This window comes from Lactococcus sp. SK2-659, assembly GCF_020218185.2.
GTDB lineage: Bacteria > Bacillota > Bacilli > Lactobacillales > Streptococcaceae > Lactococcus > Lactococcus lactis.
The window spans coordinates 193,033-218,058 of the sequence record NZ_JAIWQZ020000003.1 but is presented as its reverse complement, the minus strand read 5'-3'; the positions used below and the strand labels follow the sequence as shown (position 1 = coordinate 218,058).

Below are 25,026 nucleotides of genomic sequence, written 5' to 3'. Positions count from 1 at the left end.
GTTCGGAAAATCCCACGGTTGTCATGTTTTATTAAATACATTAATATTCAATTCTTGGTAAATTTAGTTTTCTTTGTTCTGAAATGATTCTGATGAGAACGATAAAGATGACAGAAATAAATAAAGCTAAGTTATGGCTGATTACCGATTGAAGGGATACATACAGAATTCCACCAATAATACATGGTAGGGCATAGATGTTTTCTCTAAAAATCATTGGAACTTGATTTGCAATCACATCGCGTATCATTCCACCACCGACACCTGTCAATACTCCTAAGAATACAATGAAGAAGATATTTTGTGAATAACCATGTGCTATTCCAGCATCAATCCCTAATACTGTAAAAATTCCTAAACCTATTGCGTCAGAAACCAGGAGAAGATTATTATAGAAACGTGCTGCTTTAAAAATACTCAATGCTTCTCTTCTTGATTTAATTATTAGTGCTACAAGCATAGCTACTATCGATGCAATAATCGAAATAACTATAAAAAATGGCGATTTTAATGCTGTAGGCGGTGTTGCTCCTAAGAGTAAATCTCGAAATATCCCACCACCAACAGCTGTTATTACTGACATCACAAGAATACCAAAAATATCTAGTTTATGATTGATCCCCACTACGGTCCCCGAAATAGCGAATGCTACGGTTCCTAAAATTTCCAAAAATAAATAAAAACTGCTAATCACTTCCATATCCCTTTATACTTCACCTTAATAATCTTTTTAATACAATTTATTATACCTTATATTCCTCCAATATAAATAAAAAAGAGACTGATTTTCAACAGTCTCTTTTTCTTTAATCAACGCGGCTAAAATTAGCAACATCTGCACTGATATTTTCAATAAATTCTTCAAGCGGAATGACTTTTGTTTCTTTTGAGCCATAACGACGAATATTTACAGTTCCATCAGCTTGTTCTTGGTCTCCAATAACGATTTGATATGGAATTTTGTGTGTTTGTGATTGACGAATCTTCCAGCCCATTTTTTCATTGGCTTCATCGACAACAACGCGGAACCCTTTATCTTGAAGTTCACGTTGAATTTTCCATGCGTAATCGGCATGAATTTCATTATTTACTGGGATAATGGTTGCTTGAGTTGGAGCGAGCCATGTTGGGAAAGCACCTTTATAAACTTCAATAAGATAGGCAATGAAACGTTCAAGGGTTGAGATTACACCACGGTGAATCATGACTGGGCGATGTTTTTCCCCGTCAGCACCGATATATGAAATGTCAAAGTTTTCAGGATTAAGGAAGTCTAACTGAATAGTTGAAAGTGTTTCTTCGTTACCAAGTGCAGTTTTAACTTGAATGTCAAGTTTAGGACCGTAAAATGCTGCTTCTCCTTCTGCTTCAACGTAGTCAAGATTCATGTCATCCATTGTCGCTTTGAGCATGGCTTGAGATTTTTCCCACATTTCATCATCTGGGAAATATTTCACTGTATCTTTAGGGTCACGGTAACTGAGTCGGAAACTGTAATCATTGATTCCAAAGTCACGGTACATGTCCATAATCAATTGAAGAATTTTACTAAATTCTTCTTGAACTTGTTCTAACATGACGAAAGTATGACCATCATTCAAAGTCATTTCGCGGACACGTTGAAGTCCTGAGAGTGCTCCTGATTTTTCATAACGGTGCATCATCCCAAATTCAGCAATACGAATTGGGAGTTCACGATAAGAGTGAACGTGATGTTTATAGATAGCTATATGGCTCGGACAGTTCATTGGACGAAGTTCCATTTCTTCGCCATCACCCATATCCATTGGTGGATACATATCTTCATGGTAATGTTGCCAGTGACCTGATTGTTTATAAGTATTAAGGTTCATCATGACTGGTGTGATAACGTGTTGATAACCGTTTCTCACTTCTTGGTCAACGACAAAACGTTCAATAATTCGACGAATTGTTGCTCCAGCTGGGAGCCAGTAAGCAGTTCCCGCACCAAGTTCTGCGTCATTAAAGAACAAGTCAAGTTCGCGACCGAGTTTACGGTGGTCACGTTCTTTTGCTTCTTCACGAAGTTTAAGATTTTCTTCTAATTCTTCTTTTGTAAACCAAGCTGTACCGTAAATACGTTGCATCATCTTGTTATCAGAATTACCGCGCCAGTAAGCACCTGCAACGTTGAGAAGGTGGAAAAATTTGATGACACCAGTTGATGGAACGTGTGGGCCGCGGCAAAGGTCAGTATATTCACCTTGAGTATAGATAGTAAGTCCACCTTCATCTTCATTGTGTTCTTCAATGAGTTCAAGTTTGTATGGATCATTTGCAAAAATTTCTTTTGCTTCTTCTTTGCTTACTTCTTTACGTTCTGATTTGAAGTTTTCTTTGACAATTTTCTTCATTTCAGCTTCGATTGTTGCCAAATCATCATTTGAAATTTGACCGGCTTCGTTATCTGTATCGTAATAGAACCCATCTTGAATAGCTGGTCCAACACCCAAGTGAATATCAGGGAAATGGCGTTTTGCTGCTTGAGCAAAAAGGTGAGCAGCTGAATGTCGTAAAATTCCAAGTGCATCTTCATGGTCTGGTGTTACAATTTCAAAGTTGCTATCTTCATTGATTGCTCGAGTGGCATCAATTAATTTTCCGTTGACCTTACCTGCAAGTGTTTTTTTGGCAAGACTAGGTGAGATTGATTTAGCAATTTCAAATGTTGTTACGCCCGCCTCAAATTCTTTTACGTTACCGTCTGGAAATGTTATTTTAATCATTTTATGTGCCTTTCTTTAATCTTTTTTTAGTTGGAAATTACTGACAGAAAAATCCGAATTGCTTGGGAGCAATGAATTACTTGTTAAAAGTCTTGTCAATAATTTATGGAAATAAAAAAACGCAAATCTTATCCTATAAAGGACGCGATCTGCGTGTTACCACCTTTGTTCTATTTACTGACAAAATTCGTTAAGCTCTTGCTAGCAATTATTGCTTACAAAAGTACTCAATTTTTAGCTATAAAATTGCTGTCAGTAAATTTCTCTTCTTTAACGTAACGTGTCAGAGACGCTTTTCTGTTGTCCAAAAAAGAATTTAACTTACAAAAAATCTGTAAGTAGTGAGTGGTATTTTTAGCTGCCATTTTCAGGCTCGCATCAACCGCCTGATTTCTTAGAAATTTTCACTAAAAACATGTCTCTTTTTATATTGTAAAGCTTGACCTAAAATTTGTCAAGAAGGAAATAATACTAAATAAAATTACTGACAGCCCAAAATTAAAAGTTCTGTCAGTAATTTTTACTGACGAGTAAAAAAGAACTCAATGAGTTCTTTTTATATTAATGTCTTTGCTCAATATTTTGCTTTGTTTTGTAAGCAAGAAAATCGCGTGCCACATCTTTATCAAAATCATTGAGTTGTTTTATCACTTGGTTTTGAATCGTTTCAATCTCAATTTTTTCAAAAGAGAGCTCAGCAATTACTTTTTCAACGACTTTTGTTACATTATTAGCAATCATATTGGCGTGGAGCGGTTTATCTTTGTATTTACCATTGATTGCAGCTTTGAATACTGCCGTTTGAATGCGGAAGCTATCCCAGTCAACGACATGTCCATTACGTTTGATAACTACTTTATTAACTAATTTTGCTTGCATCAATTTCTCCTTATTTTTTAATCTTCTTACAATACTATTATACCAAATTTTTCGGAATTATTTAAAAGTTTCGACGATTAATACGATATTGAGTAGAGTTACAAAAACTCCTGTTGCTAATAAGAGCCACTTTGTAAACCAAACATTTTTATATTTACCCATTACTCTTTTAGAACTTGTCAAATAAATTTGCAAAAAGATAGTAATTGGTAATTGGATACTTAAGAAAACTTGTGAATAAATTAAAATATTAAAGGGCGAAGTCACAAAACTTAAAGCGCAAATGGCAATCGTTGCTCCAATTATTGTGATTAAAACACCTAATTTACTATGTGGGTCTTGTGCATCATAAGGTTCTGCAAAGATTCCTGCAAAAATTGACCCACCTGCCATTCCTGCTGTTACCGATGAGGCTACTCCTGCAAAAAGAAAAGCAATCGCAAACATAATTGCAGCCACTGGACCAAGGAGAGGAACGAGCATTTCTTGTGATTGATTAATTTCTGTTACAATTCGAGGGAAAAATAAAGCCGCAGCAATGATAATAATTGCAGAATTAATCACCCAACCTAGAAACATTGAAAAAATTGTATCAAAGAACTCAAAACGCAATTGTCTTTCCATCACCGCTTCATCTTTTAAATTCCACTGACGACTTTGAATAACTTCCGAGTGTAAAAATAGATTATGTGGCATGACAACGGCCCCTAGGGCTGACATGATGATTGGCATTGATTTTGCATCAACAAAAGGAATGACCATTCCTTTTGCTGCTTGTCCCCAATTAATATGTGGAATAATAAAAATTTCTAGTAAAAGTGCAATCCCAATCAAACTTACAAAACCAATAATAACTTTTTCAATTTTAGGATATGAATTACTAAACAAAAACCAGATAACCAAACCAGCTGTTAAAATTGCTCCTACCACAATTGGTAATTTAAATAGCATTTGCAAAGCTATTGCTCCACCCAAAATTTCAGCAACTGCTGTCGAAATAGAAGCTAAAACTCCCGTTCCCAAAACTGTTCTACTGAGCCAGGGTCTAAGGTATTGGGTCGTATTTTCTGACAAACACTTTCCTGTGACAATCCCTAAGTGGGCCACATTATGCTGGAGAAAAGCCAACATAATTGTTGATAGCGTAATTACCCAAAGTAATTTATAACCAAATTGAGAACCCGCAGCAAGATTGGCAGCCCAATTTCCTGGATCTATAAATCCCACCGCAACAATCAATCCTGGTCCAACATACTTCAAAAAATCAAGGGCTGGATATTTTTTATCTTGTAAAAATCGCCACATTTTTATCCTTTTCATTTTCACTTCCTTTTGGACAATTATAGCATGCAGCTTTTAAGAGTTCAACTTTACAAAATAAAAAACCGTCAGTAAATTTTACTGACGGTCATTAAAAATAATTGATTATTTGGCAACGATGAAACGGTCTGCATCATCCATGAAAGTTTTTTCGCCAGCAGGTGCTTCGATTGAACCAAATACAAGTTGTCCACGAAGTTTCCAGCTTTCTGGAAGATTCCATTCTTTAGCAACAGCTTCGTCAATCAATGGATTGTAGTGTTGCAAGTTAGCGCCTAAACCAAGTTCAGCAAGAGCAGTCCATACATTTACAGAAATAATTCCTGAACCTTGTTCTGACCAAACTGGGAAGTTATCTGCATAAAGAGCAAATTGTTCTTGAAGATTTTTAACAACTGCTTGGTCTTCAAAGAAAAGAATTGTACCAAAAGCAGCTTTAAATCCATCAAGTTTTGCACGTGTGTTATCCCAAGCTGATTCAGGAACACCTTGTGCTTCCATGGCTGCTTTAAGTTCTGGTGCAACAATTTCATCCCAAAGTTTATCTTGGGCATCACCTGTGAGAATCAAAAGACGTCCAGTTTGTGAATTGAAAGCTGTTGGTGAAAAACGTACAGCTTCTTTAATTGTTTCAATCACTTTTTCTTCATCTTGAACGTTTCTTCCAAGAGCGTAGATTGTGCGACGGTTTTCTAATGATTTAATGAATGACATAATAATTACTTCCTTTTTTGTTTTTATTGTTTACATATGTAATCTTATCAAATAAATTTACACTTGTAAACTATTTTGATTCAAAAAATTACTTTTTTTATAAAATAAAAAAAATCCCTATTTGAAATAGGGATAAATTTATTATTTAGTACCGAACAAACGGTCTCCAGCATCACCAAGACCTGGGACAATATAACCATGTTCATTAAGTTTTTCATCCAAAGCTGCAGTATAAATTTCAATATCTGGATGTGCTTCTTGGAGAGCTTTCACTCCCTCTGGTGCAGCAACAAGACAAACAAATTTAATATTTTCTGCTTTAGCATTTCGTTTTTTAAGAGAATCAACTGCTAAAATTGCTGAACCACCAGTCGCAAGCATTGGGTCAACAAGAAAAATTTGACGGTCAGCAATATCGGCTGGAAGTTTAACTAAATATTCAACTGGTTTAAGTGTTTCTTCGTCACGATACATTCCGATATGCCCTACACGAGCAGCTGGAATCAATTTCAAAATTCCGTCTACCATCCCAATACCAGCACGCAAGATTGGTACAATCGCTAATTTTTTACCTGCGATTTGTTTAACCGTCGTTTTTTGAACGGGTGTTTCGATTTCGACATCTTCAAGGGGTAAATCTCTTGATACTTCGTAGGCCATGAGCATTCCAATTTCATCAACAAGTTCACGGAATTCTTTTGTCGATGCCTCTTTACGACGCAAGATTGAGAGTTTGTGTTGAATCAATGGATGTTCTACGACTTGAAATTTTGACATTTTGATTTTCCTTTCGCTAGATCCCTTTGCTAAGCAAAGTTCAGATTTGTAAACTGCCTTTAAAAGGCAATTTTGCTAATTTTAGGCAAAATTTTTTAGAGCCTAGCAAGCTCGCTATTCTCTAAAAGCATTTTTTCTATTTTACCACTTTTTTGATCTTTTTGGGAGGAATAAGATGAAATTTAAAAAAATTTAAATTTTTCGTCTTTTATTCTTTATTTTTTCTTAATTATCATATTTTTTCAGGACCATTTTAATTAAAAATGGTGCCAATACAGTTGCTAAAATAATCACGATAACCAGCTCCGAATAAACTTCATCTGTGATAATGGCACTCGTCAGACCAATTTGAGCCACAATCAGAGCCATTTCCCCTCGTGAAATCATTCCTGTTCCAATCAACATACTCTCACCAGTACTTAATTTACTTGCTTTTCCAACAAAATAGGCGGGGATAAATTTCGTCAAAATTGCTAAAAGGGTAAAGAGTAAAATTATCCAAGGATGATGAATTAAACTATCGAATTGAACAGATATGGCGATAAGTACAAAGAATACTGGGATAAAAATAACATAACCGATTGCTGAAGTATATTCTTCAATCTTATGACTTACTTCTGTTTGTGAAATAGCAAGTCCTGCAAAGAAACTACCTATTACTGCTGACATTCCTACGCTATCAGCAAGTAGACTTAATCCCAAACAAATAATCAAGGCAACAATCGTATTTTTGTTGGCAATGGGTAGTTTTTGGACGAATTTCCAAAATCTTGGAATAAGCTTATGCACAAGAAATAAAAAGGCAAAAAAGAGAAGTTCAAGCAAAAATTGGAAGAAAAGATGAGAACCAGAACCACCATTTTTAAAACTAGTAAAAATTGATAAAATCAATACAGCTAAAATATCATCAACAACTGCTGCTCCTAGAATAATCGAACCTGCACGTGTACTAAGCTTACCATATTCTTGCAAGACTTCAACCGTAATCGACACGGAGGTCGCAGCGAAAACAATTCCATAAAAGAAACTGGTCGATATTCCGTAACCAAAGCCAAAAGCAACAAGTCCAAAGGCAATTAATGGCACAATTACACCACCAACTGCAACGAGCATTGATGCTTTAAAATTTTTCTTTAGAACAGTTAAATCACTCTCAATTCCCGCTAAGAACATGAGTAAGATAACTCCAATCTCAGACATCACTTCTAGAACATGACCGCTATGAACCAAGCCTAAAACTGATGGAGCAATCAAAATCCCAACAAGCATTTGTCCAACGACAGCTGGAATTTTAAGGCGTCTTGAAACAAGAGTAGCAATTAAAGAGGCAATTAAAACAATTGTGAGTTGTAAAATATCATTCATAAGTTGATTTTAACATATTTTTCATTCTTAAAAACACATTTTCGACTAAAATCCTTAAATTTTGAATGTTTCTACGAGTCGTTTGCTTGCTTCTTCAATCAATGAGAATGGTGCAGCAGCATTTAATCTGGCATGCGCTTGTCCGGCTTTTCCAAAACTTATTCCTTTATTTAAAATCACACCTGCCTCTTCTGCTAATTTTTCATCCAATACCTTATCTTCTAATTGATATTCAGAAAAATCAAGCCAAATCAAATAGGTTCCTTGAGGTTTCATTACTTTGATTTTTGTTTTTTGATGAAGTTCTGACTCAATATAAGTGATATTTTTTTCAAGCACATTTTTGAGTTCATTTAACCATTCACTTCCATTTTCATAAGCAACTTTGGTGGCTAGCATTCCTAAAGTGCTAATTTCTTGTTGATTATTTGCTAGTCTTCTTTGTAAGTATTTTTCACGTAAATCTTGATTTTCGATAATTGCATAAGCGCATTTCACGCCAGCAATGTTAAAACTTTTAGTGGCAGAAGATAAAACAACTGAAAAATCTTTGAAGTCTTCTGAAAGAGTGTTAAAGGTCTGATGCTGATGACCAAACAATGTTAAATCTTGATGAATTTCATCAGAAACGACAATCACATTATGCTTTTTACAAATTTGGCCAAGTTTTATAAGTTCTTCTTTCGTCCACACGCGCCCACCAGGATTGTGGGGGTTACAAAGAATATATAATTTCACGGAATTTTCAACAATTTCTTTTTCAAAAACTTCAAAATCAATTAGAAATTCCCCGTTTTTTTCAATCAGTTTATTTTCAATTAGCTTTCGATTATTTAGCTTAACTGTTCTGGCAAACGGGGGATAAACAGGTGTGTTTATTAAAACAGCATCATTTTCTTTGGTCAATGCTTGAATGGCCAGACCAATTCCTGGAACAACTCCTTCAACCAAAATTAAAGCTTCTTTAGAAAAGTCATACTGATGTTGATTTTTTTCCCAATTTTGAATGCTTTTAATTAAATCTTCTTCAACATAGGCATATCCATAAACTCCATAGTCTGCGTAATCATGGATACTTTGTTTTATTTCTGGTAAGGCAAGAAAATCCATATCAGCCACCCATAATGGAAGTTTATGAGGATTCTCTTTTATTTCTTGCCATTTTACAGAATTGTGGTCAAGTCGATTTGGAATGGTTGTAAAATCATATTTTGTCATTTTTATACTCTCTTTTTTATTTTCGTCATGATAGCTGTGACTGCTTTAGCAGTTTACAGATATGCTAGTAGTTCCATCAGTAAAAAATTTACTGACAGAACATATTTTAGCACTTATGGATATGCTGGTAGTCTCATCATAGGATAGCCGTTGGCGCTTCGCTTTTTTGTCATTCGCTTTAGCGGATAGACAAAACGGACAGCGTAGCACGCAGTGCGTAGATAGCGTTTAGGGATATGCTAGTTTGTTCATCAGTAATTTTTTAATTTTCTAAAGCTTCTTTGAGGTCTTCTATTAAATCGCGAACATCTTCTATCCCAATCGAAAGGCGAAGCAAATCATCTGTTAAACCATAACTTTCTCTAATCTCAAGTGGAATATCATGGTGAGTTTGCGCTGTTGGATAAGTGATTAAAGATTCAACACCTCCTAAGCTTTCAGCAAAGGTAAAAACGCTCAAGTGATTTAAAATAGCAGGAATTTTGTTTTTGTCAGTAACTTTTAGAGAAATCATGCCACCTAATCCTGGGTAAAGTACTTCTTTTACTGATGGAAGTTTTTTTAGGAAAGTCACAATTTTTTGGGCATTTTTAGTTGCCCTCTCCATTCTGAGGCTTAAAGTTTTCAAACCTCGCATGACAAGATAACTGTCAAACGGAGAAAGAACTGCTCCTGTAGTATTGAGCTGATATAATAATCTTTCATAAAGATCTTCATCATAAACAATGACCGCTCCAGCCAAGACGTCATTATGTCCTGATAAATATTTTGTTGCCGAATGAATCACTAAATCCGCACCCAATTCTAATGGTTTTTGATAAATTGGGGTATAAAAAGTATTGTCAACAATCACTTTTGCATGATATGCCTGTGCTTTATTCGCGATTTTTTCAATATTATATTTAACCATCATTGGATTTGTCGGTGTTTCAATATAAACAATATCAGTATTTTCATCTATTAGCTCAAGCATTTCTTTTTCAGTTTTAGCATAGGAAAAGCAAAATCGCCCCTCTTTTTCTTGTTCATCAAACCAGCGAAATGAACCTCCATACAAATCTCGACTGGCAACGATTTTGGAACCGACTGGAAAAACTGAAAAGGCCAAGACAATTGCAGCCATTCCTGACGAAGTTGCTAGAGCAAATTGTCCTGATTCAATTGAAGCAAGTGCTTCTTCCAAGGTTGCTCTTGTTGGATTTTTGGTTCTGGTGTAATCAAAGCCGGTCGATTGGCCAAATTCTGGATGTTGATAGGTCGTTGAAAAATGCAAAGGACTAACTAAAGCTCCCGTTGCCTCATCTTGATGAATTCCGACTTGCGCCAATAAAGTATCTAATCTTTTATCCATAAATTTCCTCATTTTTTAACTCATTATTTTTTACTTTTGCTCTTTTTGATTAAAATCATAATTTTCTTCATTCAAATGTTGACTCAGACGTTCTCCTAGATAAGGCGTTCCTTGATAAACCGCATAATTCAACCAATTTGAAAAAAAGAGGGAAGCTGCTGAATCCCAAGTGCTTTTTGGCTTATTTTTATCATCATTTTCTGGAAAATAATTTTGGGGAAGATTGGGTTTCAGTCCTTCTTCTTTATCTCTCTCATATTCCCAAGCTAAAGTTTCACGGTCATATTCTAAATGGCCAAAAAGGTAAATTTCACGCAAATTTTTCTTCGCTAAAATTGAAAATCCGGTTTCTTTGGAGCTTGACAAGACTTCCAAATCAGGTACTTTTTTTATTTCTGATGGATTTGATTGGGTATATCGCGATTGTGGATAATTAAAAAAATCATCAAATCCTCTAAATAATGGATTTTTAGGTTGCTCTACTGAGCTTTTGTAAATACCACACAATTTTTGCGGAAGATTTTCTTTAGTTACACCATAGCGAGCATAAAGTGCCGCTTGTGCCCCCCAACAAATATGCAGACTTGAATAGACATGGCTTTTTGACCAGTCAATAATTTTCAAAAGCTCACTCCAATAGTCCACTTCTTCAAAGTTTAACTGCTCAACCGGAGCTCCTGTGACAATTAATCCGTCGTAATATTGACTCTTAATCTCAGAAAAAGATTTATAGAAGGAATCTAAATGCCCTTGTTTCGTATTTTTAAAATCATGAGAAGTCATATATAAAAAGTCAACATTAATTTGTAATGGAGTGTTCGATAGTAATCGTAAAATTTGTCTTTCAGTTATTAATTTACGCGGCATGAGATTGACCACCAGCAAATTTAAAGGGCGAATATTTTGATTCTTCGCTCGTTCATCATTCATAACAAAAATATTATCCGCTCGCAAATCATCAATTGCGGGCAGACCTTCAATCACTTTTACCGGCATAAATCACTCAACTTTCAAATAGAATTAGACTCAATTATAGCCCTTCGTGATTTTTTTGCAATAGTCTCGCATTTTAATTCTGTGATGGTCTAATTTAAAATTTTTAATCTTATAATAAAACTTGCCTATGGCAAGTCTCATTTTGTATTTTATTTATTTATAATTCGAGCAATGATTTTATCATAGATTACTCTCATTTCTTTTTCTGAGGATTTTTCGGAAAATTTTTCTAGGGGAATCCAGGCTAATCCCTCTGTTTCAGCTGTATTCTTTTGAAGTGAATCACTTTCCTTTGCTTCAAATAAAAAAGTAACATTAAGATGAATATGAGCACTGACATAACCATATTTTCTGTGATGATGTCCAAAAACAGGTAAGGCTTCAATTGAAATTGGCTTTTCTGAAAGTTTTTTGAAAAATCGCAGTCCCGTTTCTTCTTGAACTTCTTTTACCGCTACAGCTAATAAGTCAGCATTGCCATCAGCATGACCGCCTACCCAACCCCAACTTTGATAAATCTTATGATAAATTCCTAAAATTTTATCATGACTTTCATTCAAAACAAATGCACTTGCTGTAAAATGTGCAATAGAAGACCGATTCAAATTTTTTTCATCAGCTGCAAAATCTTGAAAAACTTTAAAATCTGTTTTTTCTTGCTGACCTTCTGGTACAAAATTCTCTAATAATTTTTCTATTTGATTTTTCATTTTTCACCTCACAAAATTATTACAATGATACTCATTAAAATTAAAGAAATAAACATGGATAAACTTATTGTCAATCCAGCTAAGGCCTTATCATTTCCAAGTTCTATAGCCTGAATCATATGTAAAAAGGACATTGGGCAAAAGAAGATTAATAAAAGAATTTCTTTTATTATGGCTGGAAATGGAAGGAAAAAATAAACTAAACTAGCTAAAATAAAAGCTAGCAAATAGCGCCAAGTCAATATTTTTAAGACAAGTTTTAATTTTCCCTTTGGCAGACGAAATTCCATAAAAAGCCCGATCGTAAAGATAGATAAAAGAGTATTAGCATTTGCTAAAGGGCGAATTGGAATTAGCCATTCATCCGGAAAAGATAGGCCAAAAATTGCTAAAATAAACATAAAAATATAAACAACAAAGGGTGGATTACGGAATAAGACGCCAAATATTTCTTGTAAGATAAAGCCGTGCTTTTTTCTACCACTTGAAAGTTCAACAATTGCTTGAGTAGTCCCTGTCACCATTAATGAATTTCCCATGTCAAACATGGCAAGAAATGGAATTGCTGCTGGAAAAAAACTAGAAACAAAAGGAATTGAAAAATTTCCGATATTATAACCTGACAAATCAAACATATAAAGTCCACGTTCTTCAACAGTAGCTTTTCGCCCAATAAATTTTCCTAGAAAAACTAAAAGAAGATTGGAAAAAAGTCCCATAAACATCAAAATAAAAAAAATATTAGAGAGTTTTGTATGATTGACTCCAATTAAAATTGTTGCTGGCAAGGTCAGATAAACAACCATTTTTGAAGTTATTGCTCCGTCTTTTTGATGAAGAATTCTAATTTTCTTTAGTAGGAGAGCTAAAAATAAAACAAGTATGATACTCAAGGCGTTGAGAAGAATTGTGGTCATTATTTTACTTTCTGTCAGTCGTTTTTTATTCTGTCAGTAATTTTGTAACTCCTAAGTTTACTGACAGCCTATCTCAATTAATTCTAGCATTTTTTTAAGCAAAAACTCCCGTAAAAATACGAGAGTCTTTTTTGATTATTTAATTTCAATGGTATATTCACAAGAAAATTTTCCTTCTGGTGCCAGTTGATTGATTCCAAATTTGTTGGTAATATCTCCATCAGTATTTTCATCATCTGCAATTCCACACCAAGGTTCGATACAAACAAAGGGTGCTTCATTTGGATAAGGTGACCATAAACCAAAATAAGGCATATTTTTCCATGTTAGGCTGACTCCGTGGTCATCTAATTTATTGGTCAATGAAACTTTCATCTCCTTTGATGAAGTATAAACTAAAGCATCTTTATCAAAAAGTGTTCTTGTTAATGGAAGTTGACTGACTTGACTTTCAACTCTTTCATCTAGTTTCAAAGTTCCTGACGGTGGATCAAGTGGAATAAATGTCCGCTTTTCATCTGGTGAAATTGTTAATTGGTAATCTTCAAAAGTTCCATTTTTTAAAGGAACATTGAAAGCTGGGTGAGCCCCAACGCCAAAAGACATGAATTTTTCATCTTCATTTTTCACTTCATAACGAACTCTAATTTTATTATCTACTAGTTTATAAGAAACACGGAAAACAAAATGAAAAGGATAGTGATTTAAGCTATCTTCATTGTCACGAAGTTCAAAAACAAGTTCATCAGCTGATTTCTTAATTAATTCAAAGTCATTATCACGTGCAAAACCGTGTCCGCCCATTTTATAAGTTTTGTCATTATAGCGATATTCCCCATTTTTCAATTTCCCTACGATTGGAAAAAGAACTGGAGCATGACGGCCCCAAAATTTTGCATCTGCTTGCCACAAATATTCAATATCATCATGTTGAATAGAATGCATTTCTGCTCCAAAAGTATCCACAACAACATTTATGTGGTCATTTTTTAAAGTGTAATTCATAAAAAACTCCTTATATTTTTTTAACTTCCTCTATTTTACCATTTTCACTGACAAAAATTTCTGTCAGTAAAAAAACGTACGCCACACTTCAGAATGTTGACAGAGTACTTTCCACAAAAAATCAAAAAGTTAAATTATGACTCAAATGACTGTGGAAATAGACAAAAGAGGAGCCTTTTGGGCTCCTCTTTTAACAATGGAACACTTCGCCCCACTCGACTGCGAGAGTGGAGAGCCTAGCATGAAGTGCGAAGATGTTACACACCAAATTATTCAAATTTAGGTGTAAAACAGCTTTTTTATTCACTCGAACCGTCGGTTTAATCTTTTCTTGGTTTATAAAAATTACGATTAGATAAAGCCCAAACCCGTTGACTAAATTGACCTGGGTCAAGCGTTTGAGTCGCCGTAGTCATCATCATCATATTGGCATCCATAACATCAATTTGATGAATCATTTCTGCTTCCATAATTTGCGGACGAACAGGGCTACCATATTCCAACTCACCATGATGACTCAACAAACAATGACGAAGCATTAATAAATCTTCATTGTCATCATCAAAGCCAAGTTCAATGGCGGCTTTACTCACTTCTTCATCAATCAAAACAATGTGCCCAAGCAAATTTCCGCGCAAAGTATAAGAAGTATTTTCCGCACCTGTAAACTCTAAACATTTTGCCATATCATGCAGTAAAACACCGGCAAACATCAAATTTTCGTTGAGTTGTGGATAAACTTCGCAAACTTTTTCTGCTAATTGAAGCATGGTGGTTGTATGGAAAGCAAGACCTCCTTCAAAAGCATGGTGATTAGTTTTTGCAGCAGGAAATTCATAAAATTCTTTATCAAATTTTTTTAAAATCGTCCGTACAATTCGATTTAAAGTCGCATTTTCAATACGAAAGACGATTGATTGAACATATTCACGTAGATCTTTTTCTTGAACAGGTGAACTTTCTCGGTAATCATGAGGTTGATTGGGTTCACTATCTGTCGCCAAACGTAATTGTATTTTATTGACTTGAGGCATTCCATTATAAAGTTCTTTGAGAGCCTTCATATGTACGACACGTCCAGCTCTAAATTGTTCAACCGCCTTAGGATTAGCATCCCAAATATTTCCGTTGATTGTTCCTGTTCGGTCTTGAAAACTTAAAGCTAAAAAGTCTTTCCCTGCACGAGTTTGACGTAATTCAACTGATTTAATCAGATAAAACCCTTCAAAAAATTCGCCAATTTCTAAGTTTTTAATGAGCACCATGTTTTCTCCTTTAAGATGTGAGAACGAGCATTCAGAAGTGATGAAAATTGTGGTTCTGAATATAATCCAGTTTCTATTTCACGCGCTTCTACGAGCCCGAACTCAGTTAAATAAATTTACAGGGGCGCTTCATTTCACCAAAGAAATAAATGTTTTTCTTTCTTACGTCCCACTTTTATATGTTAATTTTTTATCGCTTTTAAGAGCGACTACTTCTTTAGATATCGAACTTAAACTAGAAAGAGAGGTTTATTCATTATCTATCCCTAGAAGTTCACTACTTTTACTATTATCAATTTCATTAATATTCCGTAATTTACGATTCATCACATTTGTTCTTGTGGTGATTAGATTGCTAATCTCTTTTTCAGATTGTTGCAGACGTTCTTGAACTTTTTTCAGTGAACCTTCAAACTTACCAAATTCTGTTTTGACAGCACCTAGTAGCTCATAAACTTCAGCTGATTTTTGTTCGATTTGCAAAGTTTTAAAGCCCATTTGCAAACTGTTCAAGACGGCTGTCATTGTCGTTGGACCAGTCACATTAACCTTGTAATCACGACTGATTTGTTCATAAAGTTCAGGGTTATTGACCACTTCCATAAACAGCCCTTCAGTTGGTAAAAACATGATGGCAAAATCTGTTGTTTTTGGTGGAACAATATATTTTTCACTGATTGATTTGGCTTGAGCTTTGACGGCATTAAACAATGCTTTTCTTGTCTTCTCAATTTCCAGACTGTCATTAGATTCTAAAGCCATTTGCAAGCGTTGATAATCTTCCATCGGAAATTTTGAGTCAATTGGCAATAAAAGCTCTGAATCATCAGATTTTCCAGGTAAAATCAAAGCATAATCAACTGCATTTCCCCCTTGGATATTGACTTGTTCACGGTATTGACTACTTGTAAACATTTGCTCTAAAATTCGGCCTAACTGAATTTCACCAACAATCCCACGTGTTTTAACACCGGTCATTACCTTTTGTAAGCTGTCCACATCGCTGGCAAGATTTCTCATTTCGCCCAAGCCCTCTTCCACATTTTTCAAATGTAAAGTTACCTGTTCAAAGGATTGCGAAATTCTGCGATTTAATGTTTCTTGCAATTTTTCATCGACCGTTTCTTGAATCTGACTCAATCTTTTATCATTTGAATCTTGTAATTCTTTAAATTTATGGTCAAATTTGGCGGTAATTGACTCTGTCAGTTCTGACAGTTTACTAACCGTTCTATCAGTAGATTCTACCAAACTTACAGAAATTTTTTCTAATTTTTGCTCATTTGAGTTTTGTAAATCTTTAAACTGCCAATCAAACTTACTATTGATATTTTCTGTCAGTGCCGAAAAATCATTATTGACCGAACGTAAACTACTAGAAAGTTCCTGTCTATTTTGCGCAAGTTGCTGGTTAATATCTGAGCGCATTTCCGATAAATTTTGATTAAGATAATTTAACTGATGACTCGTATTTCCTTTGTCAGTTTTTTTGAAAAAATTGGCAAGGGACAGTAAAATCAAAAGTATAAGTAATATAATAATTATGACTTCCATCTTGATTTTTTATTTTCCTACATTTCTAAAAACTTTAAATCAATTCCTAAAGTTTACTGACAGAAAAGCTGTCAGTAACTTTTTGAGAATTTTATAAATTTACACGAAGTTTTTCAATATTTTTCTCAACTTCACCATTAAAAATAAATGACCCTGCAACAAAAACATTAGCTCCGGCAGCTTTAGCAACTTTAATTGTTTGGTCATCAATTCCACCATCAACTTCGATTTCAAAATCAAGCTTTTTATCAGTCCGAATTTGAGCGAGTTCACGAACTTTATCCATCATTTCAGGAATAAATTTTTGACCCCCAAAACCAGGATTGACTGTCATTACTAAGACCATATCCACAAGTGGTAAAACAGTTTTAATCGCCTCTACAGGAGTTCCAGGATTAATAACTACCGAAGCTTTCATGCCGGCATTCTTAATTTTTTGAAGTGCTCCGTGAATATGATGAGTTGCTTCAACATGAATACTCATGCTATCAGCTCCTGCCTTTGCAAAATCCTCCACATATTTTTCAGGATTTTCAACCATCATGTGAACATCGAAAAATAAATGAGTTTGTGCGCGAAGTGCCGAAACAACGCCAGCTCCAAAGGTTAAATTATCCACAAAATGTCCGTCCATTACGTCAATATGTACAAGGTCAGCTCCAGCAGATTCTAAACGTTTCACATCTCTTGCAAAATTTCCAAAGTCTGCTGACAAAATTGATGGAGCAATTTTATTTTTCATTTCTATCCTCTCTCTAAATAACTTGAATTAGTAATTTATCTTTTGAAACTAAAAACACTTATTCACCACTATTTTCTGATGAATCATCATGAAGTTCTTCTTTAATAATTGTTTTCCAAGATTCACCCTCACGTTTGTGCTCTACAACGGTTGCCGCACGAACTCCAAGCATAATTGCTAAGCCTAAAGCAATGACAGTCAAGAAATTCATCACAAAGGCCAGACGTCCACTTTTGAAGACAAACATTTCTAAAATTTGGCAAATAAGCGCAAAAATAACCGCTAAAAAGGCTTCTGTTTTCAATCGTTTTTTCATTTTTCTTTGTCCTGTGAACTCTCTAAATCTTTTTTATCCTCTTTGGGCTGATTAGTTAATCCAAAAAAGACACGGTTTAACCAAAAAATAACAAAGAAAGTTGCAATAACCAAGAGGATAAATACAATAATCATCATTGTTTTTGACAAATCATTTTTAAAATAAATCGCTAAAATCCATGCTAAAACAAGGGCAAAAAAACCAGCTTGTTTTAACCAAATATTATCTTTAGCCCTGTTTTTTTCGTTTTTTCTCATAAGTTTCCCTCGTGTGATTAATTTCATCTAAAATCTGTAAATAATTATCATAGCGGCTCTCTAAAATTTCATGATTTTCTAGTGCCAGCTTGACTGCACAGCTGGGTTCATGCGTATGTGTACATTCGCGAAACTTGCAATCATGACTGATTCTTAAAATTTCAGGAAAAGCAGCATTTAAATCCGGCTGATTCGTCACTTCATAGTCTAGACTCGAAAATCCCGGTGTGTCAGCAATTAAGCCACCAGCCAATTCAAAAAATTCAACATGACGTGTCGTATGACGCCCACGTCCCAGTTTTTCTGAAGTTTCTCCCGTTGCCAGTTGCATTTCTGGTGCAATTTTATTTAGCAAAGTAGTCTTACCAGCGCCAGTTTGACCCATAAAGACAGTTACTTTTCCCGCTAAATTACTGACCAAATGCTCAGCATCAAAAAAAACATCATAACCAATTTGTTCATAATCACTTTTTATCTGTTCATAATCTGTCAGCTGATTAAAAGTTTTTTTATTCTTATCTGAGCCTTCCTGCATCTCTGTCAGTAAATCCAACTTAGAAATGTAAATCATCGGGTGAATATTTTTATGCTCTAAAAAAACCAAAAATCGATCTAATAAATTCAAACTAAAATTTGGGCTCACTGTTGACATAATAATCACAGCTTGATCAATATTAGCAATAGATGGTCGAATTAAAGAATTTTTTCGCTCACCAATTTTTAAAATATAACCTTCTGAATTTTCCTCAGTAGAAAATTCAACAAAATCTCCCACAACAGGTTTCATTCCTTTTTTTCTGAAATTACCACGCGCACGCGTCTGATAAACTTCACCTTCTGATTCTACATCATAAAAGCCTGCCAAAGATTTGACAATACGTCCATTTTTTATCATGTTCTCATTATACCAAAAAAAGGCTTAACTGTAAGCCTTTCATTATTTTTTAATGTTTATTAACTCAAAACAGTGATTTGAATATTTTTCCGTCCCCAAGCGATTGCTTGGTCATTAGTTGGAAAATGGACATCAATGATATTCCCAATAATTGCTCCCCCAGTATCACCAGCAATTGCAATTCCATATCCTGGAACTTCAACAAGAGAATTCAAAGGAATAACACTTGGGTCAACCGCAATACAAATTGGATTTTTACTTAAATCAATTCCCGTTGCTGTAATCCCATTCAAAGCATAAGCCGTTGCTTCTACATTTAAAGTACGACCACCAGAAGTTGTTGTAGATGAGCCATTGTTAGCACTATCCGTTCCTTTATCGCTTGAAGCCTGTGAACTTTGAGAACTTGATGAGCTTGAGTTTTGAGTACTTGACGAACTTGATGAAATCTTAGCCTTCTCTTGCTCCGCTTTAGCTTTAACCTCAGCTACCGATTTAGCCAATGCTTCATCGCGAGCTTTTTGTTCTGCTGCTGCTTTTTCTTGCATTTCACTCAAAAGTTGTTTATTAGAACTAATTTTATCCTTAAGCGATGAAATACTACTTTGCAAGCTGTCTACTTGTCCTTGATAGTCATTTTGGTTTTTCACAAGAGATTCTTGCGTTTCTTCCAATTTAACTTTCATTGTTTTAAGTGAAGCTTCTTTTTCTATCAAAGATTTAGCTTGGTCAGCCTCGGCTGTCAAAACTACGTTCAGATTAGTCAAACGTGTAATCATCTCTGAGAGATTTTTTGATGACGCAACGACATCAATATATGAGAACGTAGCCCCACCATTTGATTGTACTGCCCGCATTTGTTTTGCGACAGAAGCCTTGAGTTGAACAATATCATTTTCAGTTTCAGCAATTTTGCTTTCATATTCTGTGATTTTGCTCTTTGACTGCTTAACTTTTTCTTGAGCTTCTTGCGCTTGACTATAAATCTTATTTGCCTGCGCTAATTTGCTATCGAGTTCTGTTTGGAAGTTTGTAAGTTCTTGGTTGACTTCCGTTTGAGAGCTCTCAGCATTTACCTTTGTTACTCCTAAGAGATTAGATGGTAGTACTGACAAAATCATCAGTAAAGCTCCCACAAGTATTCCAACTTGTTTTATTTTTTTAGGAATTAAATTCTTCATACTTTGTCTATTCTAACATATCCCCTCAGGATTTTAATTGCAATATCTTTACCAAGATTAACATAATTTTAAAATAAATACAAAACAACACTTCCGCAAGAGTCTTTTGATTTACTGAAAGCAAATTTTCATTCACTTCTTTATTATTTATTTTAAAAAAAAATCTCTATCAGTAAAATACCAATAGAGATTTTACTGACAGTTTTTTTGTCAGTAATTTTTCAAATTAACGGATTTCTATATCCAATTTTTCCACAAGATTTTTTGTAATTTTATTGACCGCAGCCGTAATTTCATCATCTGTCATTGTATTTTCAACAGGTTGGAAAGTGAGACTGTAAGCCATTGATTTCTTACCAGCCGGTAAGTTTTTGCCTTGATAAATATCAAATAACTCAACTTGGCTAAGTGTTTTGACACGACTTGATTTAATGACAGAAACAATTTGCGCATGTGTCACTTCAGCATCAATCAAAAGTGCGATATCACGGTGAACCGCTTGAACTTTCGGAATGTCAGTAAAGATAGTTTGAGCTGGTAATTCTTCAAGCATCACTTGCATATCAAGACCAGCAACATAAGTCTCTGCAATATCGTATTTTTTAGCTGTCGCCGGATGAATTTGTCCTACAAAACCAGCCACACGCCCATTAATTTTAATGACAGCAGTCCGTCCTGGGTGCATCGCTGCTTGATTATTGCTTGGAATAAATTCTACTTCTTTGTATGCTTCGAGAAGGTTTTCCACAATTCCCTTAGCATAGTAGAAATCAACAGGAACAGCTTGTCCATTATATGATTTATCCACAACATTTCCAGAAATAGCAAAAGCAAGGTTTGGTACTTCTATCGGACGAATATCATCTGGATTTGGTAAGAAAATATTGCCAATTTCATAAATTGCCACATCAGCATTTTTACGATTCTGATTGTAATTTACAATATCCAAAAGTCCTGGAATCATGTTTGCACGAAGTGTTTGACGATCTTCGGTCATTGGCATCATAAGCGTTGTTGTTTCAAGCTGACCCACAAATTCAGTTGCTTTTTCTGGAGTTACAAGCGAATAACCAATAACTTCATTAAGCCCTGAACTTTCGAGACCTGTTCGCACCGTACGACGGAATTTTTGCATTTGAGTCAATTCACCAGCATTTTGTGAGGAAGGCAAAGTACTTGGCAAATTATCATAGCCATAAATACGAGCTACTTCTTCAACTAAATCAGCTTCAATATGAATATCCCAACGACGTGATGGAATTTCACAAGTAAATTTTTCACCCTCAACTTCAACCCCAAAGCCAAGTTGAACAAAAATTTTCTCCACAGTCTCAAGAGATAAATCTGTTCCCAAAGCACTATTAACACGACTCAAAGTAATTGATACTTTTGGCAAAATAGGTTGATAATCATTTGATTCAACAACACCTGAAAGAACTTTTCCACCAGCCAATTCAACTATCATTGCTGCTGCAAAATCAAGTGCCTCACGAACCGTTCCTTCATTAATTCCTTTTTCAAAACGACTTGATGCTTCCGAACGCAAAGCAAATTTTTGAGAAGTTTTACGAATTGAAACCCCATCAAATAGAGCCGCTTCAAGGGCAACACTTGTTGTTTCGTCAGTAATTTCACTATCAGCGCCACCCATAACACCACCAAGCGCTACAGGAAGTCCATTTGCGGTAACCACAATATCAGAATCATCTAATTCACGTTCAACATGGTCTAAGGTTGTCATTTTTTCACCAGCCTTAGCTTGACGAACCAAAATTTCATCAGAACCAAATTTAGCAAAATCAAAACTATGCAAAGGTTGACCAAAAGCCATCAAAACATAATTCGTCACATCCACTACATTGTTGATTGGTTTCACACCAGCATTCATCAAACGGTTTTGCAACCATTGTGGTGATTTAGCAATCTTAACCCCTTCAATCAAACGAATTTTATATGTTGGTACCTTATCTGTTTCAACTTTTACTGCAATTTTACTTGCTGCTGATTCAGAAGCTTCTACTAAATCTTTCTTTTCTAATTGAACGGGTAAACCATAAATAGCGCCAACTTCCCAAGCTGCCCCATGCATTGACAAAGCATCCGCACGGTTTGGTGTAATTGATAATTCAATGATTTCATCATCCATATCAAGATAAGAGAAAATACTATCACCAACTTTAGCATCCGCTGGCATTTCAAAAATACCATCCTCATGCTTCATTGGATTAATTTTTTCATCAATCCCAATTTCATCAAGAGCACAGAGCATCCCGAGAGATTCAACTCCTCGAATTTTACCTTTTTTGATTTTATAATTATCAGCAATTCGAGCACCCACAAGTGCCACAATTACTTTCATACCCACACGAACATTTGGCGCACCACAAACAATTTGCAATGATTCTTCAGCTCCAACATTCACTTGTGTGATGTGTAAGTGTGTGTCAGGAATATCTTCACTTGATAAAATTTCTCCCACAACAAGTTTTGACAAACCTTCCATTGGACTTGTCACGCCTTCAACCTCAATCCCAGACGTAGACATCTTTTGTTCTAATTCAGCCGATGTCGCTCTAAGATTAGGCACCAACTCTTTTAACCATTTATATGATACTTGCATTTTATTTCACTTTCTATTCACAGTTTTTTGACTTTTTTTATTTTCCAAATTGCTCTAAGAATCGTACGTCCCCTTGATAGAATCCACGAATATCGTTAATTCCATAACGGAGCATCGCAATACGTTCTTGACCAAGCCCGAAAGCAAAACCAGAATAAACTGAAGAATCTAAACCAGACATTTCAAGCACATTGGGATGGACCATACCTGCACCAAGAATTTCAATCCAGCCGGTATGTTTGCAGACGTTACAGCCTTTTCCGCCACATTTGAAACAAGAAATATCAACCTCAACAGAAGGTTCAGTAAATGGGAAATAACTTGGACGCCAGCGTAATTCACGGTCTTGACCAAACATTTTTTTCATGACAAGGTCAAGCGTTCCTTTAAGGTCTGCCATTGTGATATTTTTATCTACAACCAAACCTTCAATTTGATGAAATTGGTGGCTGTGAGTGGCATCATCTGTATCACGACGATAAACACGACCAGGAGCAATCATGCGTAAACCACCTTTAGAGAAATCATGAGCATCCATTGTCCGAGCTTGCATAGGTGAAGTATGCGTACGAAGTAAAACTTCATTAGTGATATAGAAAGTATCTTGCATATCACGAGCTGGATGATCTTTTGGAAGATTCATTCGCTCAAAATTATAATGGTCCGTTTCCACTTCGTAACCATCAACAATTTCATAACCCATTCCAAGGAAAATTTCTTCAATTTCTTCTTGCGTTTGAGTTAAGATATGGCGACTTCCTTTTTTCTGAGCTTTCCCTGGTAAAGTCACATCCAAAGTTTCTGATTCTAAAGCGGCATTCATTACTGCTTGTTCAATTTCCACTTTTTTAGCTTCAAATTTTGCCCCAAACTCATCACGAAAAGCATTGGCAAGTGCGCCAATAACTGGACGTTCTTCATTAGTTAGGTCTTTCATCCCTTTCAGAATTTCAGTCAATTCACCCTTTTTACCGAGCATCACAGTTCTTAAATTATTCAGTGTTTTTTCATCAGCAACAGAGAGTAAGTCAGACAAAGTCCGCTTGCGAAGGTCTTCAATTTTTTCTTGTAAGTTCATTTTTATCCTTTCAACTTATGAAAAATATATATTTGTTATTAAAAAGAGATTTGAGCCAAATTTAATAGAAAATAAAAATACCACAACTCTCATCTCCAAAGGAGCGAAAGCCGCGGTACCATCCTATTTTATCACTTAATTTAATTATTTAATTCACACAAAAGCCTACATTTTAGACTATCACTCTAAATGATAGATTAAAAATAGCTTTCTTTAGTAAGGTGAACTTCAATTGCAATTCCATATTGTGGCTTTCAGTCGGTGACCACAATTCCCTCAAATTTCATAGACAATCTACTCTTCTTACATCTATGTTTAATTTTATCACTTTCATAAGATTTGTCAACTTTAAGAAAGTGTATTTTTTTATCTTGACAAAACAAAAAACGTATTTTATAATAAACATATATTTAAGACATGTTTATAAAACACGTTTAGAAAGAAGAAATTTAATGAAAACATTTAAAAGCTTAGAAGATTTTGTCGGAACACACTTTATCTATACCTATGATAATGGTTGGGAATATGAACTCTACGTCAAAAACGATCATATCATTGATTACCGTATCCATGGCGGAATGGTCGCTGGCCGCTGGGTCAAAGACCAAGAAGTTTCATTAGTGATGTTAACCGAAGGGATTTATAAAATTACATGGACAGAACCTACTGGTACTGATGTTGCCTTAGATTTTCTTCCAAATGAAGGAAAATTACATGGCATGATTTTCTTCCCGAAATGGGTAGAAGAACACCCAGAAATCACTGTCTGCTTCCAAAATGATTTTATTGACTTAATGCATGAATCTCGCGAAAAATATGAAACTTATCCTAAATATTTAGTCCCAGAATTTGCAAAAATCACTTATACTGCTGAAGCAGGCAAAGATAATGACGAAGTCGTCGCACAAGCTCCTTACAAAGAAATGACAAATGATATTCGTAACGGAAAATACTTTGACCAAAATTATAAAATGATTAAGCATTAATTTTCAAGTCAAAAATAGTAAAGAAGAGACAAATAATATTTAATTTGTCTCTTCTTTATTTGAGAAATCAATAGAATACCAGCTTATCAACATTAAATAATTATCAATTTAGATTTCCTTAAATTTCGTTATA

At 35.0% G+C, this 25,026-nt stretch carries 23 protein-coding genes; 1 reads left to right on the top strand and 22 read right to left on the bottom strand.

Going from position 1 to position 25,026, the window contains the following annotated elements; genetic code table 11:
- Positions 1-40 precede the first annotated feature (40 nt).
- The 22 genes from LDP15_RS11160 to pheS form a co-directional block, all read right to left on the bottom strand.
- On the bottom strand, positions 41-700 hold the full coding sequence (locus tag LDP15_RS11160) for a trimeric intracellular cation channel family protein (protein WP_015427055.1): 660 nt from the start codon (positions 698-700) through the stop codon (positions 41-43).
- Positions 701-806: 106 nt separating this feature from the next.
- On the bottom strand, positions 807-2,747 hold the full coding sequence (gene thrS, locus LDP15_RS11155) for a threonine--tRNA ligase (protein ID WP_225513529.1): 1,941 nt from the start codon (positions 2,745-2,747) through the stop codon (positions 807-809).
- Between the two features lie 561 nt (positions 2,748-3,308).
- On the bottom strand, positions 3,309-3,626 hold the full coding sequence (locus tag LDP15_RS11150) for an ATP cone domain-containing protein (protein WP_004254946.1): 318 nt from the start codon (positions 3,624-3,626) through the stop codon (positions 3,309-3,311).
- 57 nt (positions 3,627-3,683) lie between these two features.
- Positions 3,684-4,946, bottom strand: a complete 1,263-nt coding sequence (locus LDP15_RS11145) for an Nramp family divalent metal transporter (protein WP_042230613.1) — start codon at positions 4,944-4,946, stop codon at positions 3,684-3,686.
- A gap of 105 nt (positions 4,947-5,051) precedes the next feature.
- Positions 5,052-5,660 (bottom strand): nitroreductase family protein, encoded by a 609-nt coding sequence (locus LDP15_RS11140; RefSeq protein ID WP_010906194.1) that lies wholly within the window; start codon positions 5,658-5,660, stop codon positions 5,052-5,054.
- A 141-nt stretch (positions 5,661-5,801) separates the two neighbouring features.
- Positions 5,802-6,437, bottom strand: coding sequence for a uracil phosphoribosyltransferase (gene upp / locus LDP15_RS11135; RefSeq protein ID WP_011835873.1), 636 nt, complete (start codon positions 6,435-6,437; stop codon positions 5,802-5,804).
- Between the two features lie 225 nt (positions 6,438-6,662).
- Positions 6,663-7,802: a cation:proton antiporter gene (locus LDP15_RS11130; RefSeq protein WP_015427058.1), complete on the bottom strand. Its 1,140-nt coding sequence runs from the start codon at positions 7,800-7,802 to the stop codon at positions 6,663-6,665.
- Between the two features lie 54 nt (positions 7,803-7,856).
- On the bottom strand, positions 7,857-9,020 hold the full coding sequence (locus LDP15_RS11125; protein ID WP_015427059.1) for a MalY/PatB family protein: 1,164 nt from the start codon (positions 9,018-9,020) through the stop codon (positions 7,857-7,859).
- Between the two features lie 262 nt (positions 9,021-9,282).
- A complete protein-coding gene (locus LDP15_RS11120; protein ID WP_023188679.1) occupies positions 9,283-10,371 on the bottom strand; it encodes a cystathionine gamma-synthase in 1,089 nt (362 codons plus the stop codon).
- 30 nt (positions 10,372-10,401) lie between these two features.
- The gene (gene metA / locus LDP15_RS11115; protein WP_225513528.1) at positions 10,402-11,367 is read right to left on the bottom strand and encodes a homoserine O-succinyltransferase; all 966 of its coding nucleotides are present in this window, start codon (positions 11,365-11,367) and stop codon (positions 10,402-10,404) included.
- A gap of 149 nt (positions 11,368-11,516) precedes the next feature.
- Positions 11,517-12,077 (bottom strand): NUDIX hydrolase, encoded by a 561-nt coding sequence (locus tag LDP15_RS11110; RefSeq protein ID WP_015427062.1) that lies wholly within the window; start codon positions 12,075-12,077, stop codon positions 11,517-11,519.
- An 8-nt stretch (positions 12,078-12,085) separates the two neighbouring features.
- The gene (locus LDP15_RS11105; RefSeq protein ID WP_015427063.1) at positions 12,086-12,994 is read right to left on the bottom strand and encodes an AEC family transporter; all 909 of its coding nucleotides are present in this window, start codon (positions 12,992-12,994) and stop codon (positions 12,086-12,088) included.
- A gap of 135 nt (positions 12,995-13,129) precedes the next feature.
- On the bottom strand, positions 13,130-13,999 hold the full coding sequence (locus LDP15_RS11100) for an aldose 1-epimerase family protein (protein WP_225513527.1): 870 nt from the start codon (positions 13,997-13,999) through the stop codon (positions 13,130-13,132).
- Positions 14,000-14,319: 320 nt separating this feature from the next.
- On the bottom strand, positions 14,320-15,264 hold the full coding sequence (locus tag LDP15_RS11095; RefSeq protein ID WP_004254890.1) for a 3'-5' exoribonuclease YhaM family protein: 945 nt from the start codon (positions 15,262-15,264) through the stop codon (positions 14,320-14,322).
- Positions 15,265-15,513: 249 nt separating this feature from the next.
- Complete coding sequence (rmuC, locus tag LDP15_RS11090; protein WP_015427065.1) at positions 15,514-16,818, bottom strand: DNA recombination protein RmuC; 1,305 nt, start codon at positions 16,816-16,818, stop codon at positions 15,514-15,516.
- 91 nt (positions 16,819-16,909) lie between these two features.
- On the bottom strand, positions 16,910-17,560 hold the full coding sequence (gene rpe / locus LDP15_RS11085) for a ribulose-phosphate 3-epimerase (RefSeq protein WP_004254883.1): 651 nt from the start codon (positions 17,558-17,560) through the stop codon (positions 16,910-16,912).
- A gap of 58 nt (positions 17,561-17,618) precedes the next feature.
- Positions 17,619-17,876, bottom strand: a complete 258-nt coding sequence (locus tag LDP15_RS11080; RefSeq protein WP_015427066.1) for a hypothetical protein — start codon at positions 17,874-17,876, stop codon at positions 17,619-17,621.
- A complete protein-coding gene (locus LDP15_RS11075; protein WP_012898465.1) occupies positions 17,873-18,133 on the bottom strand; it encodes a hypothetical protein in 261 nt (86 codons plus the stop codon). Before LDP15_RS11075 ends, LDP15_RS11080 begins: the two co-directional genes overlap by 4 nt.
- Positions 18,105-19,028 (bottom strand): ribosome small subunit-dependent GTPase A, encoded by a 924-nt coding sequence (gene rsgA, locus LDP15_RS11070; protein ID WP_004254873.1) that lies wholly within the window; start codon positions 19,026-19,028, stop codon positions 18,105-18,107. Before rsgA ends, LDP15_RS11075 begins: the two co-directional genes overlap by 29 nt.
- A 59-nt stretch (positions 19,029-19,087) precedes the next feature.
- The gene (locus LDP15_RS11065) at positions 19,088-20,209 is read right to left on the bottom strand and encodes a 3D domain-containing protein (RefSeq protein ID WP_015427067.1); all 1,122 of its coding nucleotides are present in this window, start codon (positions 20,207-20,209) and stop codon (positions 19,088-19,090) included.
- 226 nt (positions 20,210-20,435) lie between these two features.
- Complete coding sequence (pheT, locus tag LDP15_RS11060) at positions 20,436-22,829, bottom strand: phenylalanine--tRNA ligase subunit beta (protein ID WP_225513526.1); 2,394 nt, start codon at positions 22,827-22,829, stop codon at positions 20,436-20,438.
- Positions 22,830-22,866: 37 nt separating this feature from the next.
- Positions 22,867-23,907, bottom strand: a complete 1,041-nt coding sequence (pheS, locus tag LDP15_RS11055; protein WP_004254858.1) for a phenylalanine--tRNA ligase subunit alpha — start codon at positions 23,905-23,907, stop codon at positions 22,867-22,869.
- 452 nt (positions 23,908-24,359) lie between these two features.
- Here pheS and LDP15_RS11050 point away from each other — a divergent pair, with 452 nt between their 5' ends.
- Entirely contained in the window at positions 24,360-24,893 is a 534-nt protein-coding gene (locus LDP15_RS11050; RefSeq protein ID WP_015427069.1) for a phenolic acid decarboxylase, read from the top strand.
- Positions 24,894-25,026: the final 133 nt, after the last annotated feature.

What these genes read in the sequence shown, in the direction of transcription:
- LDP15_RS11160 (WP_015427055.1), bottom strand. Translation starts at nt 700, where the DNA reads ATGGAAGTGATTAGCAGTTTTTATTTATTTTTGGAAATTTTAGGAACC.
- thrS (WP_225513529.1), bottom strand. Translation starts at nt 2,747, where the DNA reads ATGATTAAAATAACATTTCCAGACGGTAACGTAAAAGAATTTGAGGCG.
- LDP15_RS11150 (WP_004254946.1), bottom strand. Translation starts at nt 3,626, where the DNA reads ATGCAAGCAAAATTAGTTAATAAAGTAGTTATCAAACGTAATGGACAT.
- LDP15_RS11145 (WP_042230613.1), bottom strand. Translation starts at nt 4,946, where the DNA reads ATGAAAAGGATAAAAATGTGGCGATTTTTACAAGATAAAAAATATCCA.
- LDP15_RS11140 (WP_010906194.1), bottom strand. Translation starts at nt 5,660, where the DNA reads ATGTCATTCATTAAATCATTAGAAAACCGTCGCACAATCTACGCTCTT.
- upp (WP_011835873.1), bottom strand. Translation starts at nt 6,437, where the DNA reads ATGTCAAAATTTCAAGTCGTAGAACATCCATTGATTCAACACAAACTC.
- LDP15_RS11130 (WP_015427058.1), bottom strand. Translation starts at nt 7,802, where the DNA reads ATGAATGATATTTTACAACTCACAATTGTTTTAATTGCCTCTTTAATT.
- LDP15_RS11125 (WP_015427059.1), bottom strand. Translation starts at nt 9,020, where the DNA reads ATGACAAAATATGATTTTACAACCATTCCAAATCGACTTGACCACAAT.
- LDP15_RS11120 (WP_023188679.1), bottom strand. Translation starts at nt 10,371, where the DNA reads ATGGATAAAAGATTAGATACTTTATTGGCGCAAGTCGGAATTCATCAA.
- metA (WP_225513528.1), bottom strand. Translation starts at nt 11,367, where the DNA reads ATGCCGGTAAAAGTGATTGAAGGTCTGCCCGCAATTGATGATTTGCGA.
- LDP15_RS11110 (WP_015427062.1), bottom strand. Translation starts at nt 12,077, where the DNA reads ATGAAAAATCAAATAGAAAAATTATTAGAGAATTTTGTACCAGAAGGT.
- LDP15_RS11105 (WP_015427063.1), bottom strand. Translation starts at nt 12,994, where the DNA reads ATGACCACAATTCTTCTCAACGCCTTGAGTATCATACTTGTTTTATTT.
- LDP15_RS11100 (WP_225513527.1), bottom strand. Translation starts at nt 13,999, where the DNA reads ATGAATTACACTTTAAAAAATGACCACATAAATGTTGTTGTGGATACT.
- LDP15_RS11095 (WP_004254890.1), bottom strand. Translation starts at nt 15,264, where the DNA reads ATGGTGCTCATTAAAAACTTAGAAATTGGCGAATTTTTTGAAGGGTTT.
- rmuC (WP_015427065.1), bottom strand. Translation starts at nt 16,818, where the DNA reads ATGGAAGTCATAATTATTATATTACTTATACTTTTGATTTTACTGTCC.
- rpe (WP_004254883.1), bottom strand. Translation starts at nt 17,560, where the DNA reads ATGAAAAATAAAATTGCTCCATCAATTTTGTCAGCAGACTTTGGAAAT.
- LDP15_RS11080 (WP_015427066.1), bottom strand. Translation starts at nt 17,876, where the DNA reads ATGAAAAAACGATTGAAAACAGAAGCCTTTTTAGCGGTTATTTTTGCG.
- LDP15_RS11075 (WP_012898465.1), bottom strand. Translation starts at nt 18,133, where the DNA reads ATGAGAAAAAACGAAAAAAACAGGGCTAAAGATAATATTTGGTTAAAA.
- rsgA (WP_004254873.1), bottom strand. Translation starts at nt 19,028, where the DNA reads ATGATAAAAAATGGACGTATTGTCAAATCTTTGGCAGGCTTTTATGAT.
- LDP15_RS11065 (WP_015427067.1), bottom strand. Translation starts at nt 20,209, where the DNA reads ATGAAGAATTTAATTCCTAAAAAAATAAAACAAGTTGGAATACTTGTG.
- pheT (WP_225513526.1), bottom strand. Translation starts at nt 22,829, where the DNA reads ATGCAAGTATCATATAAATGGTTAAAAGAGTTGGTGCCTAATCTTAGA.
- pheS (WP_004254858.1), bottom strand. Translation starts at nt 23,907, where the DNA reads ATGAACTTACAAGAAAAAATTGAAGACCTTCGCAAGCGGACTTTGTCT.
- LDP15_RS11050 (WP_015427069.1), top strand. Translation starts at nt 24,360, where the DNA reads ATGAAAACATTTAAAAGCTTAGAAGATTTTGTCGGAACACACTTTATC.